The following is a 16,276-nucleotide window of genomic DNA, read 5'->3' as shown; positions in this document are numbered from 1 at the left end:
TTGATGATGCCGGTGCTGATGCTGCCGGCGTTGCCGTTGCCGGCTGCGACCAAAACCGCCAGCGTGGGATTCAGCGCCACGCTGGTGGCCGCCTGCTCCGCCGGTACTACCAGCAATGGTGTGGTGAGTTTCGGCACGCTTAATTTCGGCACCACGTCTTTTCTCTCCCGTGCGATAAGCGTTACCGGCCAGCAAAACGCCGGGGCGATTCGCATCCAATGCAATAACGGCACGACCTGGCGGGTATTGCTGAACGGCGGGAACAGCGGCAGCCCGGCAAGCCGGTATCTGGTGGGTGGCCCCACGTCCCAGCGGATCACCTACAACCTCTATACCAACGCGGCCTACACCACCGTATGGGATAACGTTACCGGCGTTTCCGGTACCGGCAACGGCCAGATCCTCTATCTGCCGGTGTATGGGCGGATACCGGCCCAGGCCACGCCGTCGGTAGGGAATTACAGTGACACGGTTCAGGTCACAGTTAGCTGGTAACAGGAGAGCGCCGCCTTGATGCGATGGACAATCCCGGCCGGGTTGACGGCCATCGCCCTGCTGCTGACGCCCTCAGCCGGGGCGGATACCGGGGTAGATGATCTGAGCAAAAGCCAGGCGTTTACCCTGAGCGCCACGCTGGTGAACGGCTGTGTGCTGGGCAGCGGCAGTGCGGATGTCACCACTTTCGGGACACTGAGTTTCGGCACTATTTCGTCACTGGATGTGCCGGTGGATGCGGTCTCCAGCCAGGGCACCGGGTCGATCGTGCTGAAGTGCACCCCCGGCGCGCCGGTGACACTGGCTCTGGGCAACGGCAATAACGTCAGTGGTTCCATTTCAGCCGGTCGCCGGATGATCAACACCGCGACCAGTGAAACCCTGGCCTATCAGCTTTACCAGAATGCCGCGCGCACCACCGTGTGGGGCAACGGCAGCAACGGTGGCACCACCCTGGTGCTCAGCGCCACCGGCGCGGTACAGGAGTACAAGATTTACGCCCGGGTGCTGACTGCCAGTGCCATGCCCAGCGCGGGCAACTACAGCGACAGCGTGCTGGTCACTGTGACGTATTGATGTTGACCTCTTGAGATAATGTGAAAAGGATATTTGGCATGAAGTTACCGGTATGGGCACCCCTGTGGTGCGTACTGCTCTCCCCCTTCCTCAGCGCGACGGCGCAGGCCGCCGCCGCTATCCTGATTTGGCCCATTGATCCGGTGATTGAATCTTCCCAGCAGGCCTCCGCGCTCTGGCTGGAGAACCGTGACAGCAAACCGGTCTACCTTCAGGTGCGCATCCTCAGCTGGCGGCAAGGAAATGGCGAGGATCGTTATGACAGCCAGACCGGGGTGATCCCCAGCCCGCCGGTGGCCTCGATCGCCCCTGGTAAACGCCAGCTAGTACGGCTGGTGAGAAACAGCCAGGTGCCGGCGGGTCAGGAGCGGGCTTACCGTATCCTGGTGGATGAAGTGCCGCAGGGTGACGCTGCCCCGGAAACCAACAGCCTGGGGTTAAAATTCCAGATGCGCTATTCGGTGCCGCTGTTCGTCAGCGGCCCGGGGATCTGGACCAAGCAGGACTATGAACACCCGCGCGATTATGCCGGTGCCGCCCAGCCGGTGCTCCAGTTCCGTGCCGTTTCCGCCCAGGGCAAAGCCTGGCTGATGGTGCGTAACCAGGGGGCGGTGCATGCCCGCATCTCCCGCGTTTCCTGGCTGTCTGGGTCACGCCGCACGTCCCTGAGTGAGGGGTTGCTGGGGTATGTGCTGCCGGGGCAGGAGATGCGTTTCCCGCTGAAACAGACCGTGGGCGGGGCTACCCGGCTGGAGGCGACGGTCAATGACAACCCGCAGCCTGTCACGATCCCTGCCTACTGACCGGCGTTCCGGGGTGATTGCGCACACCGCGCCCGGCAGGAGGCGCTGATGTCTCCTCGGCATAATGGGCTGCTGCCGTTATTGACGGTACTGATACTGCTCAGCCTCCGGGCCGGGGCTGAGGATCTTCCCGCGCCCCCGGCGGCAGCTGTGCCCATCTCCCCTGTGCAGACGGAGGAAGCCGCTGAGGCGGCTGACCCTACGCCGCCTTCGCCTTCGGAGATTGCCGCCACGTATGCCCTTCCCTCGCCTCCGGCGACGGCGGCTGAACCTGCTCCGCCTCTGGAGAGTGCCGCTGCGTCTGAGCTTCCTCCGCCCCCGGCGGCAGCCGTTGCCCCCGGTTCTCCGTCACCGGAGGGTGTCTCTTCGTCCGGCTTGCCCCCGCCGCCGGGGGCAGTACCCGCGATGCCGGACACCGTGCTCTACCTGGAAATTGTGGTGAACGGGCAGCCGGGCGGCCAGGTGCTGCCGGTCGAATACCGGGGCGGCCACTACTACCTGACGCCCGACCAGCTGCGCAGCGCCGGGGTGCCGTTGCAACAAGGCGGCAGCCAGCCCGTGGCGGTTGACCGGATCGACAGCCGTTTGCAGGTCGCGTATAGCGGGGAAACCCAGCAACTGTTAATCACGGTGCCGGGCGACTGGCTGCCGGAACAGCGCGTCGGCGAAGGCCCGGCGGAGAATTTCCTGCCGGCGGAGAGCAGCACCGGCCTGCTGTTTAATTATGAGGTGTACGCCAACCAGACACCGGATGCCCAGTCACACGGCTACGTCTCCGCCTGGACCGAACAGCGGCTGTTCGGCGGCTTTGGCGCGTTTGTCAATAACGGCCTCTACCGGCGCGATCTCGGGTCTGCCCAGGGTGTGGCGGCGGAGAACCGCTACATCCGCTATGACACCCAGTGGCAATATAACGATGACGTCAACATGATGAGTTACAGCGCCGGGGATGTGATCACCGGTGCCCTGCCCTGGAGCAGCGCCGTCCGGCTTGGCGGGCTTCAGGTGTCGCGCAATTTCTCCACCCGCCCTGACCTGATTACCTATCCGTTGCCGGCGTTTGCCGGGCAGGCGGCGGTGCCGAGCACGGTCGATCTCTATATCAACAGTTATAAAACCAACAGCAGCCAGGTGAACCCCGGCCCCTTTACCATCGACAGCGTGCCCTTTGTCAGCGGCGCGGGCGAGGCCACGGTAGTGACTACCGATGCCCTCGGGCGGCAGGTCTCCACCGTGGTGCCCTTCTACGTCGCCAGCGAGCTGTTGCAGGCGGGCCTGACGGACTACAGCGTCAGCGCCGGGGCAATCCGCCAGAATTACGGCATCCGCTCTGCCGATTACGGCGAGCCGGCGGCCAGCGGCCTGGTGCGCCATGGCCTGACGGACTGGCTGACGCTGGAGGCGCAGGCCGAAGGCGCGCCCGGCATGGCGGTGGGCGGTGCCGGGGCCGGGGTGCGGCTTGGCCGGCTTGGCGTGCTGAACCTGGCCTGGAGCGGCAGCAGCAGCCGTAATGATGCCTTCGACCAGTCGGAGCAGGCCGCGCAGGCCCTCGGCAACCGCACCGGGGCGGGCCTCGGTGACAGCGACGTCAGCGGCCCCATTACCGATTACAGCACCGGCTTCACCCCGCCCCCGGAAGGTGGCCGCGGCAATCAGGTCTCGCTGGGTTACGCCTACAGCACGACCCTCTTCAGCCTGAATGCCCAGCGCATTTTGCGCAGTGAACGCTACGCCGATCTCTCCAACTATAATACCCGCTCGCGCCTGAGCCGCCGCAGTGACCAGCTCACCGGCAGCATCAGCCTTGGGCGGTTCGGCACCCTCGGCAGCGGCTACTTTGACGTGCGCGATGCGCTGGGCCGCCGGACGCGGCTGGTTAACCTTAGCTACAGCAAAAGCCTGTGGGGCAACAGTACCTTTTACGCCACCGCCAACCGGGCCATCGGCGGCGAGGGGTTTAATGCCCAACTGATGTTAAGCATTCCCTTCGGGGACGCAGGTACCGCCAGCTTCAGCGCCACCCGCGATACTGACAACCAGTGGAACGGGCGCGCCACCTACAGCCGCGCCATCCCGACTGACGGCGGTTTCGGCTGGAACCTCGCCTACGCCGATGGGCAGGTCAGCAACAGCCAATACCAGCAGGCTGACCTGAGCTGGCGCGGTGATCATCTGGAAACGCGTGGCGGCGTATACGGCAGCCGCGGCCGGTTCAGCCGCTGGGGGCAAGTCAGCGGGTCACTGGTGGCGATGGCAGGCCGGGTCTACGCCGCCAATCAGGTTAACGACGCCTTTGCGCTGATCTCCACCAGCGGCTATGGCGGCATCCCGGTCTCTTATGAGAACCAGCGCATCGGTGAAACCGACGAGCGGGGCTACCTGCTGGTGCCTTCGGTGACCTCGTTCTACCATGCCCGTTTCCAGATAGACCCGCTTAACCTGCCGGCGGAGGTCAGCACCCCGACGGTGGAACAGACGCGCGCCATCCGCCGTGACAGCGGGCTGTTGATCACCTTCCCGGTAAAAACGCTCTCCTCCGCCAACCTGACGCTGGTCGGCCCCGACGGCCAGCCGCTGCCTAACGGCAGCCCGGTCAGCCTCGCCGGGTCAGCGCAAAAAAGTTACGTCGGCTGGGATGGCCTGGTGTGGCTGGAGGAGGTTCAGCGGGAGAATCTGCTGACCATCACCCGTGCAGATGACGGTTCAGTCTGCCGGGTTACCGTGCGGGTGCCGCGCCCACAGGGCATCCATAACCTGGGGCCGCTGGTATGCCGCCCTTAATGCTGTTTGCTGCCCCCCTTTCACAGGAGCCAGAGATGAACACAGGAAGACGTTTTCCCCCCTGCACCGCCGCATGGCTGCTGCTCGGGTTAATGCTGCTGTCCGGCGGGGCGCAGGCTGAATGCGCCATCGGCAACGGCTCGGTTAACCTCGGCACCCAGAGTTCATTTACCGCCTACACCACCCAATTCCGTGTGCAGGGCACCGGCGGGCTGAGTTGCAGCGGCGTGACCCTGAACCTGCTGACCAACAACACGGTGCGCGGCACCATTCAGTCCACCACCAACGCCATGCGGCTGGCCAATACGGATGGCTCCGGGGACACCATTCCCTACCTGATCTACCCGGACGCCAACTACCAATACGCCTTCAGCACCGGCCAGACCATGGACTACGGCAGCCTGGGCCTGCTGCAGGCGCTGTTCCAGTCCACCAACGTTGTCGTGCCGATCTACATCCGCACCACTGCCGGGGCCAATGTGCGCTCCGGCACCTATACTGATGTGATTAATATCAGCTGGACCTACTCCGTTTGTGTAGTGGGACTCGTGGGTGCCTGCCTGAACGCCTGGACCGGCACCGGCGTGGCAGCGGTGACGGTGACCGCCATTATCACCAAAGATTGCGCCATCAACAGCACCCCCAATGTCAACCTCGGCAGCATGGCTCTGGTCAGCCAGTTCAGTGCCGTCACCCAGAGCGTGACCCTGACCTGCACCAAAACCGAGGGGTATAAAACGTACTTTACCAACGGCAATAACTACGGCAGCCCGTGGCGGCGGATGCGCAACGGCACCACCAGCAACTACATTCAGTACCAGATTTACCAGGCCAACGGCACCACCGTCTGGGACAGTAACAGCAAGCTCACCGGCATAGGCAGCGGCCTGAGCCAAAGCCTCTCTTATGTGGTGCGTGTCAACACCGCCCAGCTGGCACAACCGGCCGGCAGCTACAATGACACCGTCAGCCTGGTGCTGGAATATTGAGTATATGGCGGCAACAGGCCGTGAGCCGCCGACTTCCCGTTTTGGAGAGCGCATCATGCGACATGATGACCCTAAAGAGAACCAGGCCCTCCTGCGTGAAACGGACAGCCAGCGCCTGTTCCAGCTGGAATCCATGTATGCCAGTGCCCCGGTCGGACTCTGCTTTATTGATCTTGCCTTCCGTTATGTGACGGTCAACGACGCGATGGCGGCGATCCTCGGGATACCGCCTGCCCTCATGGCCGGCCACGAGGTTGGGGAGTTTATCCCGTCTTTCCGCCCGCTGGTCAGTGAGGCGCTGGCGCATGCTGCCCGCCGCCAGGTATTGCCGGACAGGGAGTTCAGCCTGGATGACCGGGTCTATTTTATCCGTATCCAACCGGCACGGGATGCCTGCGGGGAGGTGAGCGGCCTGTCGCTGGCGATGATTGATCTCACAACGATGAAGCAGATGGAACGGGCGCTGCGTGAAAGCCAGGAGCACTACCGCAATATGGTGGAGCTGAACCCGCAAATTCCCTGGACCTCTGACCCGGACGGCCGGCTTACTGATGTCAGCAGCCGCTTTCAGCGCATCACCGGTCTGCCGCAGCAGGATGTGTTGGGTGACCGGTGGGTAGAGGCGATTCACAGCGAGGATCGCCGCCGCGCCCTGGAGAGCTGGGAGAACAGTTTGAAAACCGGCCTGCCGCTCGATATGGAGGTACGCTTCTGCCACGTAGAGCGCGGCTGGAACTGGATGCGCCTGCGCGCCGCCGCACGCTATTCGCCGGAAGGCCAGATCATGCGCTGGTACGGTACCGCTGAGGATATCCACGAGCGCAAGCTGCTGGAACTGAAACTAGTGAAGGCCAACCGCCGCCTGGAGATTCAGGCGCATACCGACGCGCTGACCCGGCTGCCCAACCGGCGCGAGTTTAAAAAAGTGCTGGGGCATGAATTTATGCGCGCCCGGCGCGCCCGCGCTCCGCTGTCACTGATTATGATCGATATCGACTACTTCAAAGCGTTTAATGACCACTACGGCCACCCGTCGGGGGATGCCTGTTTGCGGCTGGTGGCCCGCACCCTGCGCCGTGCGCTGAAGCGCAGCACTGATGTGGTCACCCGTTTTGGCGGCGAGGAGTTTGCCGCCATTCTGCCGGATACCGATCCGGGCGGCGCGCAGGTGGTGGCCCGGCAATTGATGGAGGCAGTTCGCGCGCTGGGCATCCGCCATCAGGGCAGCGAATTCGGCAGCGTCACCATCAGCCTCGGCACCGCCACTTACTGCCCGGCAGGCAGCGAGGATGAGATCGAGCAGGCGGACATTCTCAACGCCGCCGATGAGGCGCTCTACCTTGCCAAAAACCATGGACGTAATCAGGTAACGATGATGGCGGTCACACCCCGCTTATCGCCTCGTTGATCGCCTGCCGGTTGCGCCCGCCATTGCTGGCAATTTTATCCGGCTCGGCTACGCTCAACAGAGGGGGGCCGAACTGGTCATACCTCACTCGTCAGCCACAGAGGATCGCATCATGAGCAAAACCACGGTAAAAATTGGCAGTTATGAGATTGATGACGCAGAGCGTTCAGCGCCGGATGAGTCCGGCAGCCTTACGCTGCGCATTCCCTGTAAATCTGACCCGGAATTGTGCATGCAGCTTGATGGCTGGGACGATCACACCAGTATTCCGGCGACGCTCGATGGGCAGCAGTCGATACTCTATAAGCAACATTATGATAAAGCGGGGGATGTGTGGGTGATGCGGTTAGAGCGTTAGCGCGGGGGCGTTCGGCCTGCCCTGGGGGCGCGTGGAGGGTTTCGGTTGTTGATGTGCGGTTGGTTGCCCGGTTTGCCGGGCTTCACGTGTGGGATATTAAGTATGTTGTAATGAAATCTCTTTTGTATGTTGTAATGAAATTGGTTATTTGCGTGGCTGGCTGGGTCTAAGCTGTGCGGATGCTAAGTATGTTGTAATGAACTTCATCGGGGGATTGTTTCGGTTGTTCATGTGTGGTTGGCTGCCCGGCCCCCGAAGCCTCAACCGAGCAGGGCGCGCCGGTGCGCTCGCCCTGCACCCGCGCACGTTCGGTGCCCTGGCTGAATCATTGCCCGCTCTCGCGGGTGGCCCTCATTTTCGCCTCCGGGCTGATCGGGCCGCCGCAGACACGCTCCCGGCGTGGCTGCGACTCTCGCACACATCCTTGTGTGCTCGCCCGGCCCTGCGGCTCCACTCGGCAATGATTTTTACGCCCCCACCATTTCTGCAAATTTTTAAGTATGTAAGGAAAGGATAGGTGGGGGGGTTTGGGCGTTCTGAGTGTTGCCCGGCCCTGCGGCTCCACTCGGCAATGATTTTTATGCCCCCACCACTTCTGCAAATTTTTAAGTATGTAAGGAAAGAATAGGCGGGGGGTTTTGGGCGTTCTGAGTGCTTTGCCGGGCCTGCGGCTCCATTCGGCAATGATTTTACGTTTCCGCCGGGTGCAAAAGCGGAACTGAAGATGTTTTACTTCTCTGAAGCAGGTGCGGAGAGCGCGATGCCGCGGCCGGCGAAGAAGCGGGCGAAGATGGTGAGCGGCAGCGTAACGTAGGACTGGGTTTCCGGGCGATCGCCAGACGGGTTATGGAAGGTGATGTGTCGATCGTCAGCAGCAGAAACCAGCACCAGATGGCCGCCGGTGTGGGGCGGGTCGCGCTCCGGCTGGCGGATAGACGGGTGAACAGAAGCGATAAACCACGTATAACGGGTGAGCAGCGGCGCTATCTCCTCGGCGGTAATACCGGTGGTGACCGCCGCAGCCATCGCCCAGGCTTCCTGCACGTACGCCACAAAAGGCGCATAAATCAGCCCGCGGATTGCCTCGCCCTCACGCACATAGGTGCCGTACGGCAGGCTCGCGCGCGTCAGCGGCAACAGCGGCGGCGGAGGGTGGCCGCTGGCGGCCAGCGCCATCTTCAGACAACACATCCCGCAGAGATGGTTCGCCCACTCAATAAACTCCGCCTGCGACTGCGCGCCGGAAGCCGCCCAGTCCGTAACATCGGCCAGAGACCGGCGCCCGTCAATCAGGGCGGCGGCCTCCGTTGGGGATTCCCACTGGCTGAAATAGGGAATGCGGCCCGGTAACACCACTGCCTCAGAACGTCTCAATCACGCGGAAATTCATCAGCACCAGCGTCATCTGTGGGGAGAACATCTCATACTCCTCAAAAAATGCCTGCTGCTGCTGACGCCAGTTGGCCAGCGTACCGTCCCCCTCGTTTTCCGCTTTGGCGTGGGATTCCGGCACCTGATCAAACGGCACCAGATCGGTCGCCGTCAGCTCAACGGCACATACCGGCTGATTACGCCCGTCCACGATCAAAAACTGATCGCCAACCTGCGGCACACCCTCATCGTCCAGCGCTGCACAGGTGGCGGTTTTTGTGCCCTCTACCACCCGCTGCGCCAGCGCGTCCGCCTGCGCTTCGTTATCCGCGAAGGCCCAACGCTCAAGATCCTGATACTTCTCCGGCAATGTTTTCATTATTTCGCTCACTTTTACCTGCCCGGCACCCGGCCGGGCCTGTTCTGTTTGGTGAAACCCGGTGCCTGACCGGGCATAACATATCTCTATGGCGTGACAGGTTCCGGCGTGCCCGCATCCGGCGGCGTACCGCCGCAGCGCACCGGCAGCGTCAATGGCCACTGGCGCTCACTGCCGCGGCCATATAACACCTGCACCCCGCACTCACGCCCTACCCGTGCCAGCAACTTCCCGCTGGAGTCAATCATCATGGAGGCCGTGTCATCTGACACGATGGCCGCCCCACCCTCAAACGGAGAAACCGCATCAAACACCGGCGGGATCACAAAATTGCCCTGCGCATCGACAAAACCGTAATGGCCGGCGGTTTTGGCAAACGCCAGCCCGTCCACCGGCAGGCCGAGATCCTGATAATGCAGCGCGCCCAATGGCTGCCCTTTGGCATCGATCCAGCCCATATCACCGGGTTTTACCGCCAGCACGGCCCGGCCACCGGTCATCCGGCTGCCCTGCCCGGTGACCGTCAACGCCAGGCGGCCGTTAGTGTCAGCATAGCGGGTCGTGGCCTGCCCGCCATTGTCGAGAATACTGAAACTCATCTCACTGGCGGCGGGCCAGTACCACTGCCCGCCCGGTAAGGTACCGACACGGGTACCTTGTGCATCCACCACCTCGGTCAGCTGGCCCTGCGCCCGCAGCGCGCGGCCGTTGATAAAGGCACTGCCCGCGCCGCGCCCGTCGGCGGCAATCTGCCAGCTGCCCTGCGCGTTAAGGTAGCCCTCCTGCGGGAGACGGGAGAGCTTCACCCAGTCGCCCAGCGCCCGGATAGTGGTGTCCTGTTCGTTCAGCTCGGGGTTGCCCTCCGCCGACAACAACCATGACTGCCCGTCCGGCGCACTCGCCAGAATGCGGCCGTCACTGAAGTGCTCCTGCGTCAGCCCGCTGGTAGGCGGCACACGCGGCTGCCCGTCAGCGCCGATCACGGCGCGGGTGGTGGCAGCGTCACTGCCTGCCGGTGCGGGCAAGGTGGCAAACCACAGCGCCGGGTTAATGCGCGCCAGGGCCGCATAGTCCGGCGCGATCACCCAGCTGTTCTGGCTGTTGATCACCCCCCAGCGACCATTCGGTTGCTGCACATCCGCCTGCCCGTTGGCGTAAAGGCCGACCTGGCGGTAAACCGGTGCCGCCACTACCCGCTGCGCCAGCGCGTCGAAAATCCCCCACGGGGCATCTTCTGCGGCAGCATCACGGAAACGGAACCAGCCACCGCCAATGGACTCTATCTGCACTTCATCCGGCAGTGCGTAGCGTTTGCCCTGATGATCCAGCGCGCTCAGCGTGCCGTCGCGGTAAACGAACGCGTAACCCTGCACGAACGAGGAGATATTCTCTTCACCAAACGGCAACCGCTGCTGCCCCTGGCTGTCCACCAGCCCCATGCCCTCCTGGGTGGTGACAATAAATTGCAACGGCGCGCCTGCATCGGCCCCGGCATCTGCGCCGTCCGCCAGACTCACAGACAACCAGGACACCTGTTGCAGCAGGGAACCGTCAGCCCGCAACAGCCCGGCGTTCCCCTCACCGTCAGCCACCGGATCCAGCCGGGCCAGCGGTAAATCCGGCTGTACCGACCGCTGGGTGCGGTCATTGCCATAAAGCGGCTGCAACGGGTGGCCGTCAAGGGCCTCCAGCGTGCGGGCGTTCAGCAACGCTTTGCCCTGCGGATCGATAACGTTCAGCAACTTGCCGCGCGCATCGCGCAGCCAGAGGCGGCCATTAATCAACTCCGCTGAAGCAGCCTGCCCAAGCCAGGCCGCGTTGGCCAGCAGGGTACCGTCCGGCGCGATCACGCCGCTGATTTTCCCGCCCGGCCCCGCCAGCGTCACCAGATAGGGCAAGGTGTCCCGTTCATCGAGAGTACTGCCCTGCGGCAGCGAAACCGGGGCCTGCCGGCCGTCCAGATAGAGGCTCACCGGCCCCTTGCCGCGTTCCAGTACCGCACGGTCATGGATGCTCAGGGCGGATACCGCGCCCTCCGGCAGGGTGCGCATCACATTGCCGCTGCTGTCGAGCAGATCAATCCGGCCGTCAGCCTGCGTGGCCTGCCAGATGTCGCGGGTCAACGGCTCAGCCGCACGGTAGGTTTTCCCCACCAGCGAGCCGTCTGCGCGGATAAAGGTGATGCCGCCTGCCCCCTCTGCCCGCGCCAGCCCGTGCCCCTGTGGCGGCACGGTAATGGCGCTGAACTGTGGCGCGATCCGCCACGTCAGGCTGGGATCGGCAATGCCGTAACGGTTTTCACTGTTACGGGCAATAAACAGCCCCTCATCACCAAAGGGCTGCACAATCTCCATCTGGTCACGGGCGAAATGGCGCTGGCCGTCCGGCGATATAAACACGGTGCGGTACGTGAGGCGGATCTGGAGCGGCGTTCCGTCCTGTAACGAAACGCTCTCCACCAGGTCGTCAAAGGGCTGGCCGAGCGGCGCCCCACTGCGGTTAATCAGCAGCGGGCGGCCGTCGCGGCTCACCACCGCCACGCCGGGCTGGGTGAAATCCGCGGCGCTGTCGAACTGCGGCGCAATCGCCCACTTGCCGCTGAGGTCAATATACCCCCACTTGCCCTTCTGGCTGGCGGCGGCCAGATCGTGATGATAGTCACTGACCTGGTCAAACACCGGGCGGATCGCCAGTTGCCCGGTGCTGTCCAGAAAGCCCCAGCGGTGGCCGCTCAGGCCGGGCGCGAGGGCGGCATCATCCACCGGCAGATCGGCAGCCGGCAACAGCACCGCGGCCCGCCCCTGATGCACATCGCGGATGCAAAGATTAATGGCTTGCGGCAGGGCGGCGCGCGCCCTGGCCTCTGCCTGGGTACTCTCCTGCACCGGGCTGCTGCATGGCGTTTCCGCCGCGGCGTACGCATGCTGGCATAACGCCAGCAGGGTCACTACGCCGCCTTGCCGCCAGGCCCGGCAGAAGGCTGGTTTCATTTTCCGGCTCCCTGCGGAGTGCCCGCACAGGTCACTGCCTTGGCCGGCCACACCGGGCGGCCTTTGGCATCGGTCACGATACGCTGGTTGCAACGCACGATCAGCTGTGCCTGCACCTTGCCGTTGGGATCAATCAGCTTGGTCACGCCCTTGTGTACTACCCAGGCGCGGTGATCGCTGAAATCCCCTGCGTCACTGTAGGCCGGTTTGATGACAAAACGGCCGGTCTTATCAATGTAGCCGTTCAGCAGCCCAAAGGTGGCCCGCTTCACTGCCCTGGCGCGGCCCTCTTTCATCGGCCCCAGCTGGTCAAAATAGGTCGCGACCACGGTTTTGCCCTCGGCATTCACAAAGCCGTAGCGGTTATCGGCACCGCGCAGCGGCACCAGCCCTTCAGAGGCGGCAGAGGTGACCAGGCTGTCCAGCCCGGCGAACCGCTGGATCTCCCGGCCGCTGAAGTCACGCAGTACGCTTTGCTGGGCGGCCGGGTCGGTGTCTGCTACCCGTACCATGCCCACCAGCGGCACGGCGCTGGTGGCATCTGGGATCGGCTGGCCGCCGTGGCTGTCAATCAGCGTGGTGCGCTGATCGCGCTGGGCAACCGCCCACTGGCGCGGGCCGGTGAAGGTCAGCGGCGCAGTGTAGACAGGCGGCACCTGCCATTCGCCCTGGGCATTGATTGCCCCGAAACGCTGGCCGAAATTAAGCAGCACCCGGTCACCCTCAATCGTGGCATTCTCTACCGGAACGGCTTTTTCCATCACCGGGCGGCCTTCGCTGTCCAGCAGCGCCACGCCGCCTTCCGCCGGTTTCACCAGCCAGTGCCCTTCGCCCACCGCGCGCGGTTTTTCCAGCAGGTTATCCGCCAGCGGCTGGCCGTTCTCCGCGTTTACCAGCCGGTAGCGGCGTGCACCGTCATTACCGAAGGTTTGCAGATAGAGGCCATTGCCCATCGCCAGCGGCTTCTCGCTCTGTTGGGCATCCGGGGCAATGGCCCAGTGACCGGCCGCGTTAATCACACCCCACGCTTTGTCGCTGCGTGCCGGCGCATAGCCTGCGGTGAACGGGTCAATCTGGTCATACACCGGGGCGATAACCTCACGTTTACCCGCGATGTCCCACACGCCCCAGCGCTGTTGCGCGCCTTCACCGGCCACCGTCTGCAACAGGCCGCCGGACAGCCCTTTTGCCATTTGCAGGGTACGGGTCGGGACGTCCATTACCGTGCCGCTGCGATCAATGATGCGCTGGCTGCTGGTTTTGCCGTCGGTGACGGTGGCCCAGCTGTAAGGGCCGCTGAATGGCTGGATTTCCTCAAACTGCGGCGGGATAACCCACTGGCCGTTGGCGTCTACTGCGCCCATTTTCTGCGTCTGGGTACGGATGCGCAACGGCGCGGTGGTGTCATTCTCCACGCTTGCCCACTGCGGATCCGAGAAGATTTCACCGTGCGCGGTCAGCAGCGCCGGGGGCTGTTTTTTGTCGGTTGCGATCAGCACTGCCAGCGGCAGGCGCTGCTCCGCCTGGGTGTCATCCATCGCCGGCTGGCCGCCAAGCGGTTTCACCTGATAGCCCTCCAGTGCCTTAAGGGTGGCCTCAGAAAGCAGGCTGACACCGTGGCTGTCCACGATCTGTACAATGCGCGGGTTCTCTTTGCCCTGCGTAATCCACAGCGCCTGCGGCTGGATGTCGAGCCGCGCCTTATCCGCCTTGATCACCTGCACGCTGTTGTGCGGCCCAATCATCACCACGCCGTCATTGCTGGTGCCTACCCACCACTGGTGCCAGGGGTGTAATGTCTCCTCCAGCCCGGCCGGCAGATCCTGCTGTTTCTCCAGCGCCTCATTCAGCAGCTGGCGCGCGCCCTCCTGGGTCGTTACCAGCCAGTTACCGTCCGGCAACGCGGTGACGGCTTTATAGGTTTGTTTGCTGCGGGTCACGCCCTGGCGGTCAATAAAGGCCCAGCCAGTTTTGCCCTGTACCGCCAGCATGGCGCCGTTAAGCAGCGGCAGCGTGCGGCTCTTGATGGTCATCGGGTCGATTGCCCAGTTGCCGGCATCATCCAGGTAGCCCCAGTAACCGCTGGTGCGGGAATCACGCTTCTGGGCCGGGGTCAGGCCGGATTGCGGGGCATCCAGCGCCATGACGTCATCCGGCAGCGCCAGGGCGCGGCCGGTACTGGCCTGCCACAGCGCCGGGGCAATCTGCATCTGCACGCTGGCCAGGGACTGGCCATCCACAAAACCGGGGGTGCCGAGGCTGGCGGCAAACGGCAGGGTGTGAATCACCGCGCCCTGCTTGTCGATCAGTGCCAGCCGGTCATCTACTTCCACCAGCGCCGTGCCTTCGGCATTAAACGGGGTCGCCCGGCTGAAGCGCGGCGGGATCACCGCGTTGCCGCGCTGGTCGATGTAACCATATTTGCCGTCCTGCGCGACCGCGGCCAGCCCGTTGACGAAGCCCTGGGCCGCGCTGTAGGCAGGCGCAATCACCACGTGGCCGGCGGTGTCCATGAAGCCCCAGCTGCCTTGCTTCTCTTTTCCACTGCCGAGCAGCACCGGTGACAGCCCCTGCTGGAAAGGCTGCTGACAGGCGTGCTCACCCTGCACCGCCCCACAACCTTGTAGCCAGCTTTGATCGGCGCTGGCCGGAAACAGAAAAATGGCGTTAATCGCCAGTGCCAACGCGCTGAGTGCCCCTGCGCGGGTAAAATGTTCGGCGTGATGCATCCGATTCCCTTTCTGGCAAAAGTAGGTAAAAGTGTAGCGTATTCCGCACCGGCCTTACGCCGGTACATCATTGCGCTGCAACGGTCGGCGGAGTCTGCACGCATACGCCGTTGCGGTTCTGGTGTCCGCCCTGGTTGCCCGGCTACTGCCGGAATCAGCCTCAACGTGCCGGACAAATAAGCAACAAAATGTAATTGGTTATCGGGCCAGCAGGTCAATGCTGCATGGCCATGCTTTTATGCATGTGATAACCGCAGCGTTTATAACATAGGCGCAGAATTTTTAAAAACCGGCCACTCTGTCAAGCGGTTATGCCGGCGCTTTACGCCCCCCTTTCGGACTATTTACCCTCTTTTGCCCCCCGGCCTCCGCCCTGAATGATTACCTTCTTACATGGTTTTTTCACTTTACTGAGGAAAATCGGTACGAAGGCTGTTGTTCCGCCTGCTATGTTTAAAACAACAGGACATCAGATCCGTTACCTCAGCAAATGAATGGGCAAGGAGAAGAAGATGAAAGTTGGATTCGCAGGGCTGGGCGCAATGGGCAGCGCCATGGCAAAAAACATTCTGGATGCGGGGCATTTTCTGGTGGTGTGGAACCGCAGCCCGCAGGCGGCTGAAGCACTGGCTGCCCAAGGGGCGACGCAGGCTGACGACCCCACGGAGCTCGCCAATGTCGATGTGCTGATTACCATGCTGGCGGATGACGCGGCCACCTGGTCAGTGGTGGTGGAGAGCGGCCTGCTGGGCCAGCTGGTGCCGGGGGCGGTGCATGTCAATATGGCCACCATTTCCGTGGCGCTGGCGCAGGAGCTGGCAGCGCTGCACCAGGCGCGCGGCATCAGTTATGTGGCGGCGCCGGTACTGGGGCGGATTGACGTTGCGGCAGCCGGTAACCTGAATATTCTGGCCGCGGGCGATGCCGCTGCACTGGCGCGGGTGCAGCCGTTGTTTGACGTGATGGGGCAGAAAACCTGGCATTTCGGCGAGCAGCCCGAGCAGGCTAACGTGGTGAAAATTGCCGCCAACTTTACCCTGGCCAGCGCCATTGAAACCATGGCGGAAGGGGCGGCCCTGGTAAGAAACCACGGTGTGGCAGCCCCCGATTTTCTGGCGATGCTCTCCGGCACGCTGTTTAACTGCCCGGCCTACAAAAACTATGGCGGCATGATTGCCGAACAGCGCTACTCCCCGGCCGGCTTCAAGCTGACGCTGGGCCTGAAGGATGTCAATCTGGCCCTGGAGGCGGGTAACCAGAGCCATACCCCGCTGCCGTTTGCCGGGGTGCTGAAAGATAACTTCCTGGATGCCGTCGCCCAGGGTGACGGCCAGCTCGACTGGTCAGGGCTGGCAACGGTCGCAACCCGCCGCGCCGGCCTGAAATAGCGGCGCGCC

Annotated in this window: 12 protein-coding genes; 8 read left to right on the top strand and 4 right to left on the bottom strand. The window is 63.2% G+C overall.

Annotated features, from left to right (window positions below; genetic code table 11):
• Nucleotides 1–3 precede the first annotated feature (3 nt).
• The 7 genes from CYR55_RS01480 to CYR55_RS01450 all read left to right on the top strand — a co-directional run bounded on the left by CYR55_RS01480 (nucleotide 4) and on the right by CYR55_RS01450 (nucleotide 7,410).
• Nucleotides 4–495 (top strand): Csu type fimbrial protein, encoded by a 492-nt coding sequence (locus CYR55_RS01480; protein WP_101814669.1) that lies wholly within the window; start codon nucleotides 4–6, stop codon nucleotides 493–495.
• Nucleotides 496–513: 18 nt separating this feature from the next.
• Nucleotides 514–1,071, top strand: coding sequence for a Csu type fimbrial protein (locus CYR55_RS01475; protein WP_101814390.1), 558 nt, complete (start codon nucleotides 514–516; stop codon nucleotides 1,069–1,071).
• 38 nt (nucleotides 1,072–1,109) lie between these two features.
• A complete protein-coding gene (locus CYR55_RS01470) occupies nucleotides 1,110–1,874 on the top strand; it encodes a fimbrial biogenesis chaperone (protein WP_101814389.1) in 765 nt (254 codons plus the stop codon).
• A 405-nt stretch (nucleotides 1,875–2,279) separates the two neighbouring features.
• A complete protein-coding gene (locus CYR55_RS01465; protein WP_101814388.1) occupies nucleotides 2,280–4,655 on the top strand; it encodes a fimbria/pilus outer membrane usher protein in 2,376 nt (791 codons plus the stop codon).
• 35 nt (nucleotides 4,656–4,690) lie between these two features.
• Nucleotides 4,691–5,644: a Csu type fimbrial protein gene (locus CYR55_RS01460; protein ID WP_101814387.1), complete on the top strand. Its 954-nt coding sequence runs from the start codon at nucleotides 4,691–4,693 to the stop codon at nucleotides 5,642–5,644.
• A gap of 55 nt (nucleotides 5,645–5,699) precedes the next feature.
• A complete protein-coding gene (locus CYR55_RS01455; protein WP_241522055.1) occupies nucleotides 5,700–7,052 on the top strand; it encodes a sensor domain-containing diguanylate cyclase in 1,353 nt (450 codons plus the stop codon).
• Nucleotides 7,053–7,164: 112 nt separating this feature from the next.
• Entirely contained in the window at nucleotides 7,165–7,410 is a 246-nt protein-coding gene (locus CYR55_RS01450) for a DUF1480 family protein (RefSeq protein WP_101814385.1), read from the top strand.
• 729 nt (nucleotides 7,411–8,139) lie between these two features.
• Here CYR55_RS01450 and CYR55_RS01445 read toward each other — a convergent pair.
• From CYR55_RS01445 to CYR55_RS01430, 4 genes are all read right to left on the bottom strand, one after another.
• A complete protein-coding gene (locus CYR55_RS01445; protein WP_241522054.1) occupies nucleotides 8,140–8,784 on the bottom strand; it encodes a hypothetical protein in 645 nt (214 codons plus the stop codon).
• Nucleotides 8,771–9,160, bottom strand: coding sequence for an ASCH domain-containing protein (locus CYR55_RS01440; RefSeq protein ID WP_101814383.1), 390 nt, complete (start codon nucleotides 9,158–9,160; stop codon nucleotides 8,771–8,773). The genes CYR55_RS01445 and CYR55_RS01440 overlap by 14 nt, the downstream gene beginning before the upstream one ends.
• 86 nt (nucleotides 9,161–9,246) lie before the next feature.
• Nucleotides 9,247–12,150, bottom strand: coding sequence for a WG repeat-containing protein (locus tag CYR55_RS01435; protein ID WP_101814382.1), 2,904 nt, complete (start codon nucleotides 12,148–12,150; stop codon nucleotides 9,247–9,249).
• Complete coding sequence (locus CYR55_RS01430; RefSeq protein WP_101814381.1) at nucleotides 12,147–14,879, bottom strand: WG repeat-containing protein; 2,733 nt, start codon at nucleotides 14,877–14,879, stop codon at nucleotides 12,147–12,149. The genes CYR55_RS01435 and CYR55_RS01430 overlap by 4 nt, the downstream gene beginning before the upstream one ends.
• A 512-nt stretch (nucleotides 14,880–15,391) precedes the next feature.
• Here CYR55_RS01430 and CYR55_RS01425 point away from each other — a divergent pair.
• Nucleotides 15,392–16,267, top strand: a complete 876-nt coding sequence (locus CYR55_RS01425; protein WP_101814380.1) for an NAD(P)-dependent oxidoreductase — start codon at nucleotides 15,392–15,394, stop codon at nucleotides 16,265–16,267.
• Nucleotides 16,268–16,276 lie beyond the last annotated feature (9 nt).

The sequence above is a fragment of the Chimaeribacter californicus genome (genome assembly GCF_002858675.1).
Taxonomy (GTDB): Bacteria; Pseudomonadota; Gammaproteobacteria; order Enterobacterales; family Enterobacteriaceae; genus Chimaeribacter; species Chimaeribacter californicus.
This window is presented reverse-complemented; position numbering and strand designations above follow the sequence as displayed.